This is a genomic window from Cognaticolwellia mytili (assembly GCF_002104475.1).
Taxonomy (GTDB): Bacteria; Pseudomonadota; Gammaproteobacteria; order Enterobacterales; family Alteromonadaceae; genus Cognaticolwellia; species Cognaticolwellia mytili.
In genome coordinates this window covers 126,443-140,500 of the sequence record NZ_NBOF01000005.1, presented here as the reverse complement: position 1 = coordinate 140,500, position 14,058 = coordinate 126,443, and the positions used below count along the sequence as shown (strand labels likewise).

12 protein-coding genes are annotated in these 14,058 nt (G+C 35.8%); 5 read left to right on the top strand and 7 right to left on the bottom strand.

The annotated features are described in order from the left end of the window. Positions 1-418 precede the first annotated feature (418 nt). From B7C41_RS16315 to B7C41_RS16305, 3 genes are read left to right on the top strand one after another with little or no spacing between them, the layout of a single operon-like run. Positions 419-649 carry a hypothetical protein gene (locus B7C41_RS16315; RefSeq protein WP_085300024.1) on the top strand — a complete coding sequence of 77 codons (231 nt, stop codon included), beginning with the start codon at positions 419-421 and terminating at the stop codon, positions 647-649. Continuing rightward, a complete protein-coding gene (locus tag B7C41_RS16310) occupies positions 646-1,185 on the top strand; it encodes a TonB family protein (protein ID WP_085300023.1) in 540 nt (179 codons plus the stop codon). The genes B7C41_RS16315 and B7C41_RS16310 overlap by 4 nt, the downstream gene beginning before the upstream one ends. Then, positions 1,185-1,715, top strand: a complete 531-nt coding sequence (locus B7C41_RS16305; protein ID WP_085300022.1) for a hypothetical protein — start codon at positions 1,185-1,187, stop codon at positions 1,713-1,715. The genes B7C41_RS16310 and B7C41_RS16305 overlap by 1 nt, the downstream gene beginning before the upstream one ends. A 79-nt stretch (positions 1,716-1,794) precedes the next feature. On the opposite strand, the gene B7C41_RS16300 is transcribed toward B7C41_RS16305, so the two are convergent. Next, positions 1,795-3,249, bottom strand: a complete 1,455-nt coding sequence (locus B7C41_RS16300; RefSeq protein WP_085300021.1) for a serine hydrolase domain-containing protein — start codon at positions 3,247-3,249, stop codon at positions 1,795-1,797. Positions 3,250-3,695: 446 nt separating this feature from the next. Between B7C41_RS16300 and B7C41_RS16295 the strand changes: the two genes are divergently transcribed. Both B7C41_RS16295 and B7C41_RS16290 read left to right on the top strand, forming a co-directional pair. Beyond that, the gene (locus B7C41_RS16295) at positions 3,696-5,834 is read left to right on the top strand and encodes a TonB-dependent receptor (RefSeq protein ID WP_085300020.1); all 2,139 of its coding nucleotides are present in this window, start codon (positions 3,696-3,698) and stop codon (positions 5,832-5,834) included. Positions 5,835-5,896: 62 nt separating this feature from the next. After that, positions 5,897-7,006 carry a PepSY-associated TM helix domain-containing protein gene (locus tag B7C41_RS16290; protein ID WP_085300019.1) on the top strand — a complete coding sequence of 370 codons (1,110 nt, stop codon included), beginning with the start codon at positions 5,897-5,899 and terminating at the stop codon, positions 7,004-7,006. A 261-nt stretch (positions 7,007-7,267) separates the two neighbouring features. Here B7C41_RS16290 and B7C41_RS16285 read toward each other — a convergent pair whose 3' ends face one another. The 6 genes from B7C41_RS16285 to B7C41_RS16260 all read right to left on the bottom strand — a co-directional run bounded on the left by B7C41_RS16285 (position 7,268) and on the right by B7C41_RS16260 (position 14,048). After that, positions 7,268-7,696, bottom strand: coding sequence for a hypothetical protein (locus tag B7C41_RS16285; RefSeq protein ID WP_085300018.1), 429 nt, complete (start codon positions 7,694-7,696; stop codon positions 7,268-7,270). A 15-nt stretch (positions 7,697-7,711) separates the two neighbouring features. Next, a complete protein-coding gene (locus tag B7C41_RS16280) occupies positions 7,712-10,087 on the bottom strand; it encodes an ABC transporter permease (protein ID WP_085300017.1) in 2,376 nt (791 codons plus the stop codon). Further along, on the bottom strand, positions 10,088-10,768 hold the full coding sequence (locus tag B7C41_RS16275) for an ABC transporter ATP-binding protein (RefSeq protein WP_235839755.1): 681 nt from the start codon (positions 10,766-10,768) through the stop codon (positions 10,088-10,090). A 14-nt stretch (positions 10,769-10,782) separates the two neighbouring features. Next, positions 10,783-12,021: an HlyD family secretion protein gene (locus tag B7C41_RS16270; protein WP_085300015.1), complete on the bottom strand. Its 1,239-nt coding sequence runs from the start codon at positions 12,019-12,021 to the stop codon at positions 10,783-10,785. Positions 12,022-12,597: 576 nt separating this feature from the next. Continuing rightward, on the bottom strand, positions 12,598-13,326 hold the full coding sequence (locus B7C41_RS16265; RefSeq protein WP_235839754.1) for a PepSY domain-containing protein: 729 nt from the start codon (positions 13,324-13,326) through the stop codon (positions 12,598-12,600). Further along, positions 13,323-14,048, bottom strand: a complete 726-nt coding sequence (locus B7C41_RS16260) for a PepSY domain-containing protein (RefSeq protein ID WP_085300290.1) — start codon at positions 14,046-14,048, stop codon at positions 13,323-13,325. The genes B7C41_RS16265 and B7C41_RS16260 overlap by 4 nt, the downstream gene beginning before the upstream one ends. Positions 14,049-14,058: the final 10 nt, after the last annotated feature.

Below are 14,058 nucleotides of genomic sequence, written 5' to 3'. Positions count from 1 at the left end.
AGCGAAGGTACTTATACACATCAATTATCTTAAAAAACTTCTATTCATTTAACCTCATTCCCTACTTTTCATCGTTTTAATGGTAAGAAAGTGGAAGTATCGTGCAGAATCAGAAACTGATAAAGCTAAGGCGCAAAACGGCTTAACCGTATAATTAATCGGAATTCTGGATGAACAACATAACTCAGCGTACTATCAGTGCATTTAGGATGAAAATTTGCAGTTACCGTTAATTATCAAAGATTGGCATAGCCCCAACGTTAATCCAGAAAAGTTGCTAGTTAAGCAACTTAATTTGTCGATTTATCACTATTTATTGCGCTAGTCGAATAAGGAGTTAGCTGAAGGTGTGGTACAAACTGCTTACTTAAAGATGATAAAAACTCATAGCGCTAGTCAGCTGTTAGGATAAAATAAAATGCTAACGCTAAATTTGGAAAAGCCACTGCAAGAAGCGGATAGATTAACGCGGTTCAATATAGCGCTTGGGCAATTACCCTTTTTACAACGTGCAACGCTTACTTTTCAGCAAGTCGGCTTTTCATTGATCGAAATTGCTGAATTAACCAACGACGGTTTTAAAATGGTTAAAAGCCGTTTACGTTACGCCTATAATAATTTAAGTCATTTGTTAGGAGCACCATCATGAGTGCAGATAAATTTGATAAAGAACTTTCTGAACCTTGTCAAAAAAGCAAGCAACAAGCAGAAGCGCCAATAGTTGACTTAATCAGTCCAACTGAGCCGATAAACACGTCACGTTCGCTTTGGCATATGCTCGCGCTGCTAATAATCGGTGGTGCGGCTTCATTTTGCATTATGGCTATTATTACCTACTTTTCTGAGCCAGCCGTGCATGGTGTTAGTGAGCAATATAAACAGCACTCAGTACGAGTGGTGAAAATAGACGAAATTAAGCCGGAAGTAATAGTTTTACTACCAACCCATAAAGTGATGCCTGAATATCCAAAATCAGCACTTTATTCACGTAAATCGGGCAAGGTAAAACTGCAATATCGTATTTCATATTCAGGTAAGGTGATTGATGTTAGCGGGATGAATAGGCATAGCGATCGGGCACTAGAGCTTTCAGCTAAAAAAGCATTAAGCCTATGGCGTTATCCTGAAGCAGCGGGTGGTGATAAGTTTTTGGAAATTGAGTTTGAGTTTACTTTAGAGCAGTGATGAATACTAACAGAGATAAATTGCAAAGAATGAGCAACAATTCTGCTGTTGATATCACCGTCAGTGCCACGGCATCCCGAGCGTTGTGGCGAGCGATTGTATTAACTCTATTCTGCTTGTTTAGCCTCATTGTTTTTGGTGAATATAATAGTGCTAATGTTGACCCTGAAAAGATTAAATTAGTTAAAGCGATCTTGCCTTTGTTTTGGTTAGTGACCATATATTACTGGTATCAGCATACGCAGGTGAAAAAATATAAGCTTGCAATTACTGATCAAAAAATAGTTTGGGGTAGCGAAAATAACGCTAGCAGTATTGACTGGTCTAGTATTCACACCATCAGTATAATTGACTTGTCTAAAATAAGTCGTCAATCAGGTATTGTCTATGAATTTACTAACAAAAATTATAAATATCGTTTAGATAAGCCGTTAGCTTTATACGACAAAGACTATGCTATTTCATATGAAAAATTATTAGATACTTTTCAATGGCAAGCACAGCAACATAACTTCATCTTGAAATTGTAAAGGTGCTAATAATTAAAAGTAGTTAGACAGCAGTGTGAAAGTAATAACTTATTCACGCTGGTTGGTATTTAGCTTTTCATCACTTGCCTTCAAGCAATGTAATTTGTTCCTGAGATCTTTTCGATGTGGGAGACATCTTTAGCACCAAACGGTAGCTTTCAATTGCTTTACTTTTATTACCTATATCAGCCCAAGTATCCGCTAAGCTTTCTCGTGCACTAACTGAGTTTGGATATTTAGAGGTTAAAAACTCAAAAGCAGGTATTGATGATTTAGCACCGCTGCCATATTTAAGTGCATAAGCACGATAAAGTATGAAACGTTCTATTGATGGGGCATTATCTTTAAATATGGTAGATACGCTATCGAATACATCGTTGAGACTGCCGAGATTGTTTTCAATAACGGCGCTGACAAATTGCTCTTTAAGTGCTGCCAATTTAAATTTTTCTGGTGCAACAATCGACATTACACTTTCTGCTAAAACATCAGTCCAAACACTAAAGGCATTGCCATTGGTGACATATGCGATGGTGTAATTATCAGCAGAGTTGTCTGGTTTAAAATAGTGACGTAATTTAACTCTATTACCACCATCATGCCCAACATGTGTGTAACCATCCTCAAGCGAGTATTCAAAACCAAAGGCATAACGACCATCTTTGCCATTGGTTAGTTGCATCGGTTGCCATAACTGCTGCAAGGTTTTTTCGCTAACAAATTTTCCTGTTACTAAGGCGGTAAGAAACGTTGTTAAGTCTTCAGGTGTTGAGTACAAAGCTGAGTGGGCAAAGGTGTATTGTGGCCAATCGATATCAATGTTTCTTTTGATGCTACCATTATTACCTTGGTAGCTTGTGACCATATTTTTAATGATGGCTTTCGCACTTGCATGTCCCGTATTTTTTAATGCTAAAGGGTTAACAATAACGTCTTGAACAAGCTGCTGATACGTTTTGTTGGTTACCGTTTCTAAAATCGCAGACAGCATTAAAAAGTTTGTATTGTTGTAGCTATTTCTGGTGCCAATTTTAAAATGCTCTGGTTGATCAACAAGAGATAAGAAAACTGACTTTTTATCAGCTAAAAAATGATTGTTTTTCATCGCGGTATCAAAATAACGCGGAACGCCAGATGTATGACTTAATAAGTGCTCTAGAGTGACTGCTTGCCATCTGACAGGAAGATAAGGTAAATATTTACGTACCGAATCGGTTAGTACCAAATTACCATTTTCAATTTGTTGCATGAGCAATACACTGGTGAATAACTTAGTGACAGAGTAACTTGGAAAAAGGTGCTTATTGTTAATGGCGACATCTAATTCGACATTAGCAAAACCGTGATGTCCTTTATATAAAGGTTGATGGTTTTTAAGTATCACGACTGATTGGCCGACAACACCATACCGTTCACTATTTTTCACTAGCTGTAGATCTAGCGCTTTTTTGACTGACGGTAACATTTCAGCAAAAACGTTGACGGAGCTAGTTACCAATAAAACCAATATTAAAAATGAGTAGATAAATCGCATGAGAGTCCTTCTCGCTAAAAATACTTTACTGATACTTGAACCTATAAAGTTGAGCGGTAATGATACAGAAACTTTCAAAGCAGTAAACTAAGATATTTATAATTTTTTCAAGTGGTTAGTTTTGTTGATCAGGCTTGTTGCTCTGCGTTCAATAATAAGGGTGCAGCTTTTCTCTTTAGTGAGTATTTTTTTCACAATATTTGTATGCCGTGCCCTTCAGCTTGATTATTATATTTCGATATCTGATTCAACGCCTTGTTCCACATAAATATATTTTCCTAAACGCAGTAGTGACAAAAAACACCTCTTTACATGGTAAGAAATTGATACCGAGCATTTATTTTCAATATAATTAATTAAATTATTGCATTACAAATAAAAATCATTATCATTCGCGTAAAAATCACAGTGTTATTTAATCATTATATTTATAAAGGACTTAGTTAGTGAATTATAAAAGCTACTCTCTCATCACTCTTTCTGTTTGTGCAACTATGGCAGCTAATGCCCAAGATACATCCACATCAAGTAACACTCAGGAGATTGAACACGTTATTGTCACCGGCAGTCGTATGCAAGAAAGCATTGACGAAGTGCCAGCATCGGTTTCAATTATTAACAACCAAACCATAGCGCAAGATATGCTGACATCGGCCGAGTTACAAACTATGCTAGCGATTCATGTGCCCGGTATGGCAGCAGCAAATACTGGCACTAATACTAACTCAGGGCAAACACTACGAGGGCGGAATGCCTTAATAATGATAGATGGTGTACCACAGTCAACCCCTTTACGTAATGGTAAGTTAGGCATTCGTTCTTTAGATCCCAGTGTTATCGAACGTATTGAGGTCATTAAAGGGGCAACGTCAATATATGGTAATGGTGCAGCTGGCGGCATTGTTAACTACATCACCAAAAATGCAAATAGCGAAAAAGCATTATCGGGGCGAGTAGGGATTAGCAGTAATTTTTCAGCAGTAAAGTTTGAAGACAGTGTCGGTCGACGCCTTGATGTAGCAATAGACGGTACATTAGGAAAGTTTGACTATGTGCTAAGTTTAGTGAGTGATGAAAGTGGCGTAATACGCGATTCAGAAGGTGATGCTCTCGGTTTAACCTACGGTTTATCTGATTTTAAATCAGATAATTTATTTACCAAATTTAATTATTATGTTGATGATTCACGTTCATTTCAATTTAGTTATAACTATTTTGAAGGGCAACAAAATACCGACTACATTGCGGTAGAAAGCAATGTGAATGCTGGCATAAAAAGCCATGCGATTAAAAATGTAAACAACATAGAAGTACCCGGTGATCCGCAAGGTCCACGAGGAAGCCATAACGCAAAATTACAATATCGTGATATGGAAATTTTTACTAATACAGACTTTACCGCAGATGCCTACTGGCAGAAAATTGAAAACGTGTTTTTTTATTCCACGAAATTTAAAGATGAAAGTGCAGGTTTAGTCGGTGGTCAGTCGATGATCACTTCAGAAAAAACGGGTTTACGGTTGAACTTTAACAGCGTTTTTGATTTTGATAACGTTGAAACTACACTGATTTATGGTGTTGATGTACTAAACGATAAAACTGCCCAGCCGCTAGTAGATGGTCGTATGTGGACGCCTGAAATGGACATGGATAATATTGCTGGTTATCTACAAACAAAAGTAATTTTTGATGAAAACTGGGTCGTTAAAGCGGGTGTGCGCAGAGAGTCAATTGAAATAGGTGTTAATGATTTTAATACCTTGATGATTTGTAAGACGGGTAAAGCATGTACTGTGCCGGTGTCAGTATCAGGTGGCACACTTGAATATGATGCAACCACTTACAATATTGGCTTACGTTATAGTAATCATGAGATTTTTAGTCCTTTCATTAGTTACTCCGAAGGTTTTGATATCGCTAACGTCGGTAGTTTATTACGTAATGCTCAATTCACCGAGTTAAATAAAATAGATACAGAAGCTTCAATCGTTAAAAACTCAGAAATTGGCTTTAGTAGTGTGTATGAGAATATTCGCTTTGAAACTGCTGCCTTTTACTCAACTAATAACTACGGTGGTAACATGGCTGAAGACCCTTTAACCGGGACTTATCGGTTAGAGCGAGCACCGCAAAAAATATGGGGTTACGAAGCTGCCATTGATGTTACTTTTACAGATGTACTTGATGCAGGTCTTAGCTACAGTTGGTTAGAGGGTAAAAATAAAGAAAATGATACTTACCTTGATGGTGGCTCAATTAGTCCGCCTAAAATCACCGCTTATATTAATTATCAAGCAAGTGAAAATCTGCGCCTTGCAATGAATTATACCGGCATACAAAGTCGTAACCGTTTTGTCGCAACAAACGGCAAATACAGCGGCAGAAAAGCACCAGTATCGTCATATAACGTGATTAATGCTTCAGGCAGCTACACGATTAATGATGCAATAAAGTTATCAGCAGGTATCGAAAACTTGTTTAACAGCGACTATTACTCACACATTGCTCAATCACATACCTTTTCTGGCTGGAATGTGAAAGGGAAAGGGCGCACAGTGAACTTAGGGCTGACTTATAACTTCTAATGCCTCAAGCAATTAATAGCAAATCGACGTTCCTTTTGCCAATGGTGTCTGGATGACATTCAGTGTTTAAGCGCTGGTTAAGGCGTATTCATCTATGCCTAGCAATATTTTTGGTTTTCTTTTTAGTTAACCTGAGTATTTCTGGGGCACTATTGGTTTTTGGTAAAGAAGTTCAGTACCAGGTGCAACCTGCTCATTGGCAGGTTGCACCTGGTGCCGCTTTTCTGCCTTTGTCTAGCTTAGTGGCTATAGTTGAAGAAGGTAGCGAAAAGACAGTAAAAAAAGTCCAATTGCAACCGCAAAAAGATAAGGCGTGGCAATTTCAATTAGATAGTGGCCAGTATATTAATGTTAATCCTTTTAACGGTGAAGTTCTTCACCGCTATGCTAAGCAAGACAGCTTTTATGGCTTTGTGATGGCTTGGCACCGCTGGTTATTGCTGAGCGATGACACAGGAGGAAAACCTCTTAAAACATTGGTATCAATAGCTAGTTTGTTATTTATTGTCGAAATGGTATTGGGATTATGGCTTTGGTTTAAACCAAAGAATCGTCTGCAACGCTTGAAGATAAACATTAAGGCCAGGCCAAGGGTAAGATATTACCAATTACACACAGTAATAGGCGTATTTACCTTTATTCCGTTATTGCTTATTGCTTTTTCAGGCATAGCTTTTCACTGGCAAAGCCAAACAAAGATGATAATCGAAACATTGCTTGCTGAACCCGTAGTGCACTATAAACACCCTGTTATTGCCTCTGAGTTAAATAAACCGTTACAGCTTGACCTCGCGTTGAGTCGTGGAATACAGAGTATGAAACAAGGGCAGCTGTATCGAATTTACTTACCTGTTAACGGTGAAGCACTAAAACTTAGAGTTAAAATGCCCGATGAGTTTTTTGCTTTTAGTTGGGTATCGGTAAATCCATATACGGCTGAGGTGATCAAAACCTATGATGCCAGCAAGGCCAGCTTAGCTACCCGAATTTGGAACTTTAAGTATACGTTTCATACCGGAGATTTTTTCGGTGTCGGTCTTAAGGTTTTTTGGCTACTACTTGCCTTACTACCAGGGACTTTTGCCATTACAGGGCTTTGGTTGTTTATTAAAAGAACACGACGAAGCGAAATAAAATCAATTCACCTTCACAATCACTGTCAGGTAAAGTGATGATTGTCTCCACAGAGTTTAAGTCAATGATTAAGAAAAACTTGTTGCTTTATTGAAGTAAATTGTGAAAATATCGCTAGGATAGAGGTGATAATTATTCCCAAGCTTGTGATTGGTGACTTCCATGATTGCTTTATTCAGTGCTATGACAAATAGCACCAACAAATTGATAAAAATTATTTAAATTGCATTGCGTCTCTCTTTTACTAATAAAAGAGAGACGCAATATTCTCAAGGTTAACTGCGAAAATCGGTTTTAAACTAAGCATCATCCATCATGATGGTTGTATAATTTATTCTAAATTTCTTATATTTTGATTTTAAGGTATTAATCACTTTTTCTTGCTTATCACATGGTGGGCACTCACCCATGCTGCGATCTGCGTGCATGTAAAAAAATGTGAAGTCGTATTGGCTGAAATCAATTTTTTTTTCAATTAAACTTAAAAAATTATTGGCTAGTGACTCAGCATTATCAACAGAAGTTTTGTTGGAAAAGGCTTTGACTAGTGATGGTGTGTACTTTCTACTGAAATGTATTAACTTTCCAGTATTATTAAAAATATATATTTGTGGCATTGCAGCTTCAACTTTTGATTCCCAGACTTTGGTTACAGGAATGTGTATGGTATTTGCTGTAACGCTTGTTGTGAAAAATAATGCCATGAATAAGCCAAGTGTATATTTCATGTTATGTATAGTCCTTTAAGTTAGGTAATGCCAAGAATTATGCAATTTATTATTTATATTGATATACAAAGCGGCCAATATAAAAGCAATAACAGTTATCGTAATACTTACTAGCGTAGTTAAATTGATATTTGCAGCAATGAAATTCGCTTGCAAAGCATAGTAAAGCTGTATAAAAATCGATAGAAAAACTATTGGCAAGAAAATGGCCATAAGAAATCTAGCTTCAAAAGTCATTACTCTAAAATTGGTGGCTCCTAGCATTTTGTTTATAGCGTATGCACGAGCACTTTTTTCAACAATTTGATTAACAGTACTTAAACAGAAAATTATAGAGGATATGGTAATCGTTAAGGTGGCTATTATCGTTGTTAGCAATATTGCATTTCTAGGCTGATTGTCAATTTCAACGAGGCTCCCTAATGAGGTCAACTCTAGCTTTTTAAAAGAGACATCTAAGGTGTTTAATTGTGCTGTTACTGCATTCTTTAGCGTCTTTTCATCATTACTTGAATGTATGATAATTGCTTCTGCGCCAACTAAAAAGTTAGTTAAGGCATAGACAATTGCATTAGGCTGAACATCGGGCCCTGCGATATAAATATCTTTAACAACACCAATAATTTGAAAGGGATGCTCTTTGATTACGCCATTTTTATTTCGCGTTTTCATGATGAGTTTAGCATTATAGAGATCAAGTCCCTTAAAGTATCTTTGCCAAAGTGTGTGATTAACGACAATAGAATTACTACTCTGCCAAGAAAAAGATTTCCCTTTAACAAATGTTGCCCCTATCGCTGTGAAGTAGTTAGGTGAAACTCGATCAGAAACTGTTTGACTATTTATTCCTGATCCTACTGGGTGGTCATCTACGGTATACCATTGAAAAAAGCTTGATGAATTTGCAAAAGGTGCCATTAAAGTTAAGGCCGCAGATTGAACATTCGGTATGTTTTCAAGCCTGTTTACGAGTAGTTTTCCTGTGTCGCTATTGGCAATTTGTGTTTGAACAGTTTTAGGGAGTTCAAAACTCGCTATGTAACGATTATTTGTGATGAAACCATTGTCATTTTCGTTTAATTTTTTTTGTGCCGATAATAGTTCTAAACTAATGAAAATAGATACTATGGCAACACTAAGTAAAAAGCTTAATAAAATGTAGCTTTGAAGCTTTTGGCTCAAGGTTATATTTTCTCCTCTACCAATATTTTTGGAAATGAAAGTTTCTTGAATAAAGAATGTTATCGCCATTATTAAAGTGATTAATAAAGTTAAACAAAGAATAAGTTTTAAAAACGATAGAGTAGGTACATCAACATCTGAAAAGTTGACTGTCGGTAGCATTGAGTGAACAATCATTTTACCGATGGGTAGTATTGCAATGCAGACGATAGTAATAAGAATGATTAGGAGGGTGTTTTCTACTGCTCGTTGAAAGAGCAATTGTTTTTTGCTTGCACCACAAAGCCCTCTAATACTAAGTTCGTTACTTTTTGATGCATACTCCCCAACATAAAACGTAATAAATGAAACAAAGCAAAAAACTAATAATATACTGAAGATTATGACTAAAATATCAATTCTTTTACTTATTTTTTGGTACTTTGAATTGTTAATACCAATAGCATTATTCATTACTATATCTATATCATCAGTGATCAATAACTCATTGCTTAAATACGTTTTAGCATGAAGTGAGAAATGTGCTAAGTGTTGGCTACTTCCTAACAAGTAACTAAAAGTATTAGGCGTTATATCATTACTAGTATTTTCGATTAACGTTAACTTTTGAGAATAAGGTATTACAACATCGGTTTTGTATTGCTTATTAAAAGCAGTAAAATTTTCTGGCATTATCGCCACTATTTTAACTGCTTTTCCATTAAGAGGTAAGATAGTATTAATCACCTCTTTGCCTTTATATTTACTTTGCCAGTAACTATAACTAATGGCTGCGACTAAATCTGAGCCATTAGTTGGAAATTCCAAAGCTTTCAGCGTGCCTTTGAAAGCATTAATACCTAAGGTTGAGTAACCGCCAGAAAAAAAACTTACGCTAATAACATTACTATTTTCTGGGCCAGTAAGCTTTAAGCTTGTTGATTCTTCGTAGATGACTTTTAATGAGGGCCATTTGGCGATAATAGGATCAACTAAGTAATTATCTATAGCGCTACTCTTATCACCTTCTTTTGCAATAAGGTTGTTTATTAATGAGTAGTTCTCAATACCAGTATAAGTTGGTGTTAAGTATGAGCTACTAATCATTTTTACATTAAGCAATACACTGACAGGAATTGCTAACAGCATCACTATTAGTAATAACCGGTAGTTCTTGGAGGTTTGTTTAGTCCAAGTGATGATAAGGTCTAAGGTTAACTTACTCGTCATTTATACCTCAGACAATGTGTTTTTTTTAGCTGTTAATTCACCATCTTGCATTTCAAAAACCGTATCGGCTTGTTCTGCATAATTTATGTCGTGGGTGATCAGGCAAATAGTAATTCCTGTTTTATTTAGCTTTTTTATCAACTCAAAAACCTGCCGACTATTTTCTGAGTCTAAATTACCTGTTGGTTCATCAGCTAAAATTATTGAAGGAGAGTTAACGAGAGCTCTTGCTATAGCTATTCGTTGTTGCTGTCCTCCTGAAAGTTGACCTGGCATGCGATCTTGAAAATTGCTCATATTGACTAAAGAGAGTGCAGAAATAACTTTTTCTTTATATTCATTTCTTTTGATCGCAGGGTTATAACTTAATGGTAATGCGACATTGTCATATACTGAAAATTGATTGAGTAAGTTGAAATTTTGAAAGATAAAACCAATTTCATTATTTTTAATCAGTGATATTGATTTATTTGTTAAATTTGTCGTGTTTCGACCTAAAATTAAATACTCACCCGAAGAAGGTTGATTGATCAGCCCTAAAATAGAAAGTAGCGTACTTTTACCACTACCAGAAGTACCTACTATTGATAGATATTCACCTTTATTAATGGACATAGTAATATTTTTAAGCGTGTTTGTAGCGGCTTTAGGAAAACAATAATTTAAGTTGTTTATTTGCATAAGACTTGATGTCATTAGATTACCTCAGGGACTATGTATTCATCGTTTTCTGATAATTCATCAGGTAATAAGTAGATACTATCTCCTTGACGAATATCTTCTGATTCAATGTAAATTATTCCATTATTTTGAATTAATCGATCAGCTGTTTTTATTATTTTATTGTTTTTATGCAAGGTATAAATATGCGGTGTTTTATTTAATTGCTTAAGCGGTAAATTCGCAATAAATAATTTTTTTTCTTCAGTATCTGTTGTTATTACTGCTTCAATTGACTGGTCGATTTTAATCCAGTCTGGTAATTTGGCTTCAAAAGTTAAAAAAACATTGATAGCACCATTTCTCGTGATTTTATCTATGTGTTCAACGGAAGCTTTTAATGTTCCATTTGGGGTCTTAATCTGAGCAACTTGCCCCACGGATACTATATTTGACGAATACTGAGGAATTTGAACTTTAACGATAAGATCATTATTTTCGAACATGGTAAAAAGCAATTCACCTTGTGTAACATTTTGCCCCAAACTTAGTGTGCTTTCTTTAATTATACTGGTGTTTTTAGCCGATAACGTTAAAGATTTTATTTGTTCTTCGATATACTGAAGTCGCTTTTTTTGTAAGGTTACTTTTTTTTTATAAGCCAAGAGTTGAGAATTTCGGTTACGCTTATAAAGAGTAAGCTGTTTCTTTTTTGACGTTACTTCGAGCCTTGATTGCTTAAACGACATTTCTGTTTGGTTAAATTTAATTTTAGATATTATGCCGTTTTCAACTAATGTTTTATTGGCATCTAGCTCTAATTTTAACTTTTGAACCGACATCTTCAAACGAGATAACTGTGAATTTAATTGTATTTCTTGAATAAGCAAATCACTCTTTTTTTGCTCTAGACTTGATTTGAGATCTTCATGTTCAAATATTGCATTTTGTAGATCTTGCTCCAGTGAATAATTACTAATTTTTGCTAAGGTTTGACCTTTATTAACAGCTTGTCCTTGCCTTACATGTAATTCCGAAACTTTCCCTTTATTAGGTGCCGATATAATAATTTCATTTCGTGGTACGACTGTTCCGAGTCCACTAACAGTGAGCTTAAGTATTTTTGACTCAACATTATATTTATTTAGATATTGGCTCGGCAATTGTTTATCAAGCCAAGAAAAATAGAAGAATAGAAAAATAATAAAACTGATTACGACCGAAACTAGTTTGTATGAGATAAATGTTTTTTTTTCGATTAAGTATTTTTGCACTTACAACATCCGCATTTTACTTTATGTAATTATAGGGTTGGAATGAAGGGAGTATTAGTAGAAAAACCTAACTTTTACGACTACACGTACACCGTCATGGCAAACAGTTTGCCTTGATATATCATATGCATTAGCTGCAGAAATAAATGAAAACTCTAGTAATGATGCACTAAATGCATAAAATAATATTTTAGATGTGTTTTTTGATTTCAGATGAAATTTTCATAAAATATCCTTATATTATATTGTGTTGCGTGATACATCCGCTGTCAGCCTCATTAACTTATCAAAAAGATTTTGCAAGGTCAATATATTATAAACGACAGTAACTAGAGTGATTTATATAAGAATAACTATCTATTTTATTCTCTTTGGTTAGTAGTCCTAGTGTTTTAGCATTTTTAAATGATGCTTGCCATAGATTAAAAGAGTTGGCTAATTTCTCATGCCTGTTCCTTATATGGTTGAGTCATTTTTTGTTTGAAAGAGCCGATCATGGAACAGTCATATAGTTCAATTTTTTATATCGAAAAGAGGGTAACTACAAGTAAGCTTTTTTATAAAATTGAAGTGAATTTATCGCGAAGCCTTGAGTCGATACCGACCATTTCTCACCATATGCACAGTCCATATTCCACCGGAAAGTGCCAACCACAAAGTAACAAACGCAAACAGCATAATTTGAATGTTGTTAAAGCTACCTTCATCGCCATAGTCCATAAAGTGCAGCATAAAGAAAAAGCCAGCAAAGCGTTTATCGCTATTACTGTGCCCAACTAATCGCCCTGAGCCTTGTTCGACATAAACACTAGTTTCTAAATCATCACTGAAATTTATCCGCCAGGTTGGATTTTTCTGTTTTGGGTAATCCGCTATGTTTGCAGTTAATAAAGCAATCGATGTTATCTCGCCAGGACCGTTGTAACTTGCTTTTGCTATGTTCGATGCCAGTTGTTCACTAACCTTAGTTAGCTCTCCAGTTACCGCATTGATCAACAAATAACGGTTGGCAAAGTGGCGGTATAAGCCTTGCTGTTGTGTCAGCAAGTAATATGGTTTTGCTAACAGTTTTGTTTGTGTCAGTTCTACGGTATCAGGGTAGGCTTTTAAGATTGATTCAACAGGCAGTAAATCTTTTTCCGCTACTCTATGTTCAGAGGCGGCTGGTGCTTGACGATACGCGTTGCCGCGGGCTTTTTTATGATCAATTACATTGAACACTAAGCCGCTGAATACCCAAATAAGTAACTGCAAACCTATCAGTAAAGATGCCCATTTATGTATTTTCTTGGTCCAGAACATCATGATTCACCACCGTTATTTAATGGCTTATCTTGCCCATTAAAAGTTGCACTGTTACCGCGCTTTTTATTGTTGGTAAATGCTGGTTTTATTACTTTAAAGTAAGTTAGCACTAAACCACTTAATACTGCGAATTGTGCCAATAATGCGATTATAAATAAAAACCAATTGCTAACGTTTTCGCCATCGTCATAGTCCATGACATGAAAGCGAAACATCCAGTCAAACAGTCGCCAAAATTCATGACGTTTAGTCACTACTTTGCCGCTATTAGCAGATATGTATAACGCAGGTGAGCCAAAGTTGTCGAAGTTAATGCGCCAAGCTGGCAAATGCCTTGAGCTTAATTCAAAAGGTGGGTTTTCGGTGATTAACCTCGCGTTAATCACTTCGCCATCGCCAGAATAGAAATGTTTTGCTACGGCTAGTGCTGAGCTTTCGGTTATTGGTGATAGTTGCTGTCCGTTAGTGGCATCAAGCATAAATTTTTGTTTATCAATATTAAAACGATAAACTTCGCGGTTGATTAACATGCCAACGCTTAAGTTTTCAGCCTGTGGATATTGCTGAAAAAGCGTTTGTGTTGGATAAGTTAATTTTTCGGGCTGTATTTTTGTTTGATGATTGACGATCAGGCTGTCACCGTGAATATAGTCAATATCGAAAAAGACCATATAAGCACCGGTAACAGACCAAATAACAAATTGCATACCAATAAATAACATCAGCCATTTA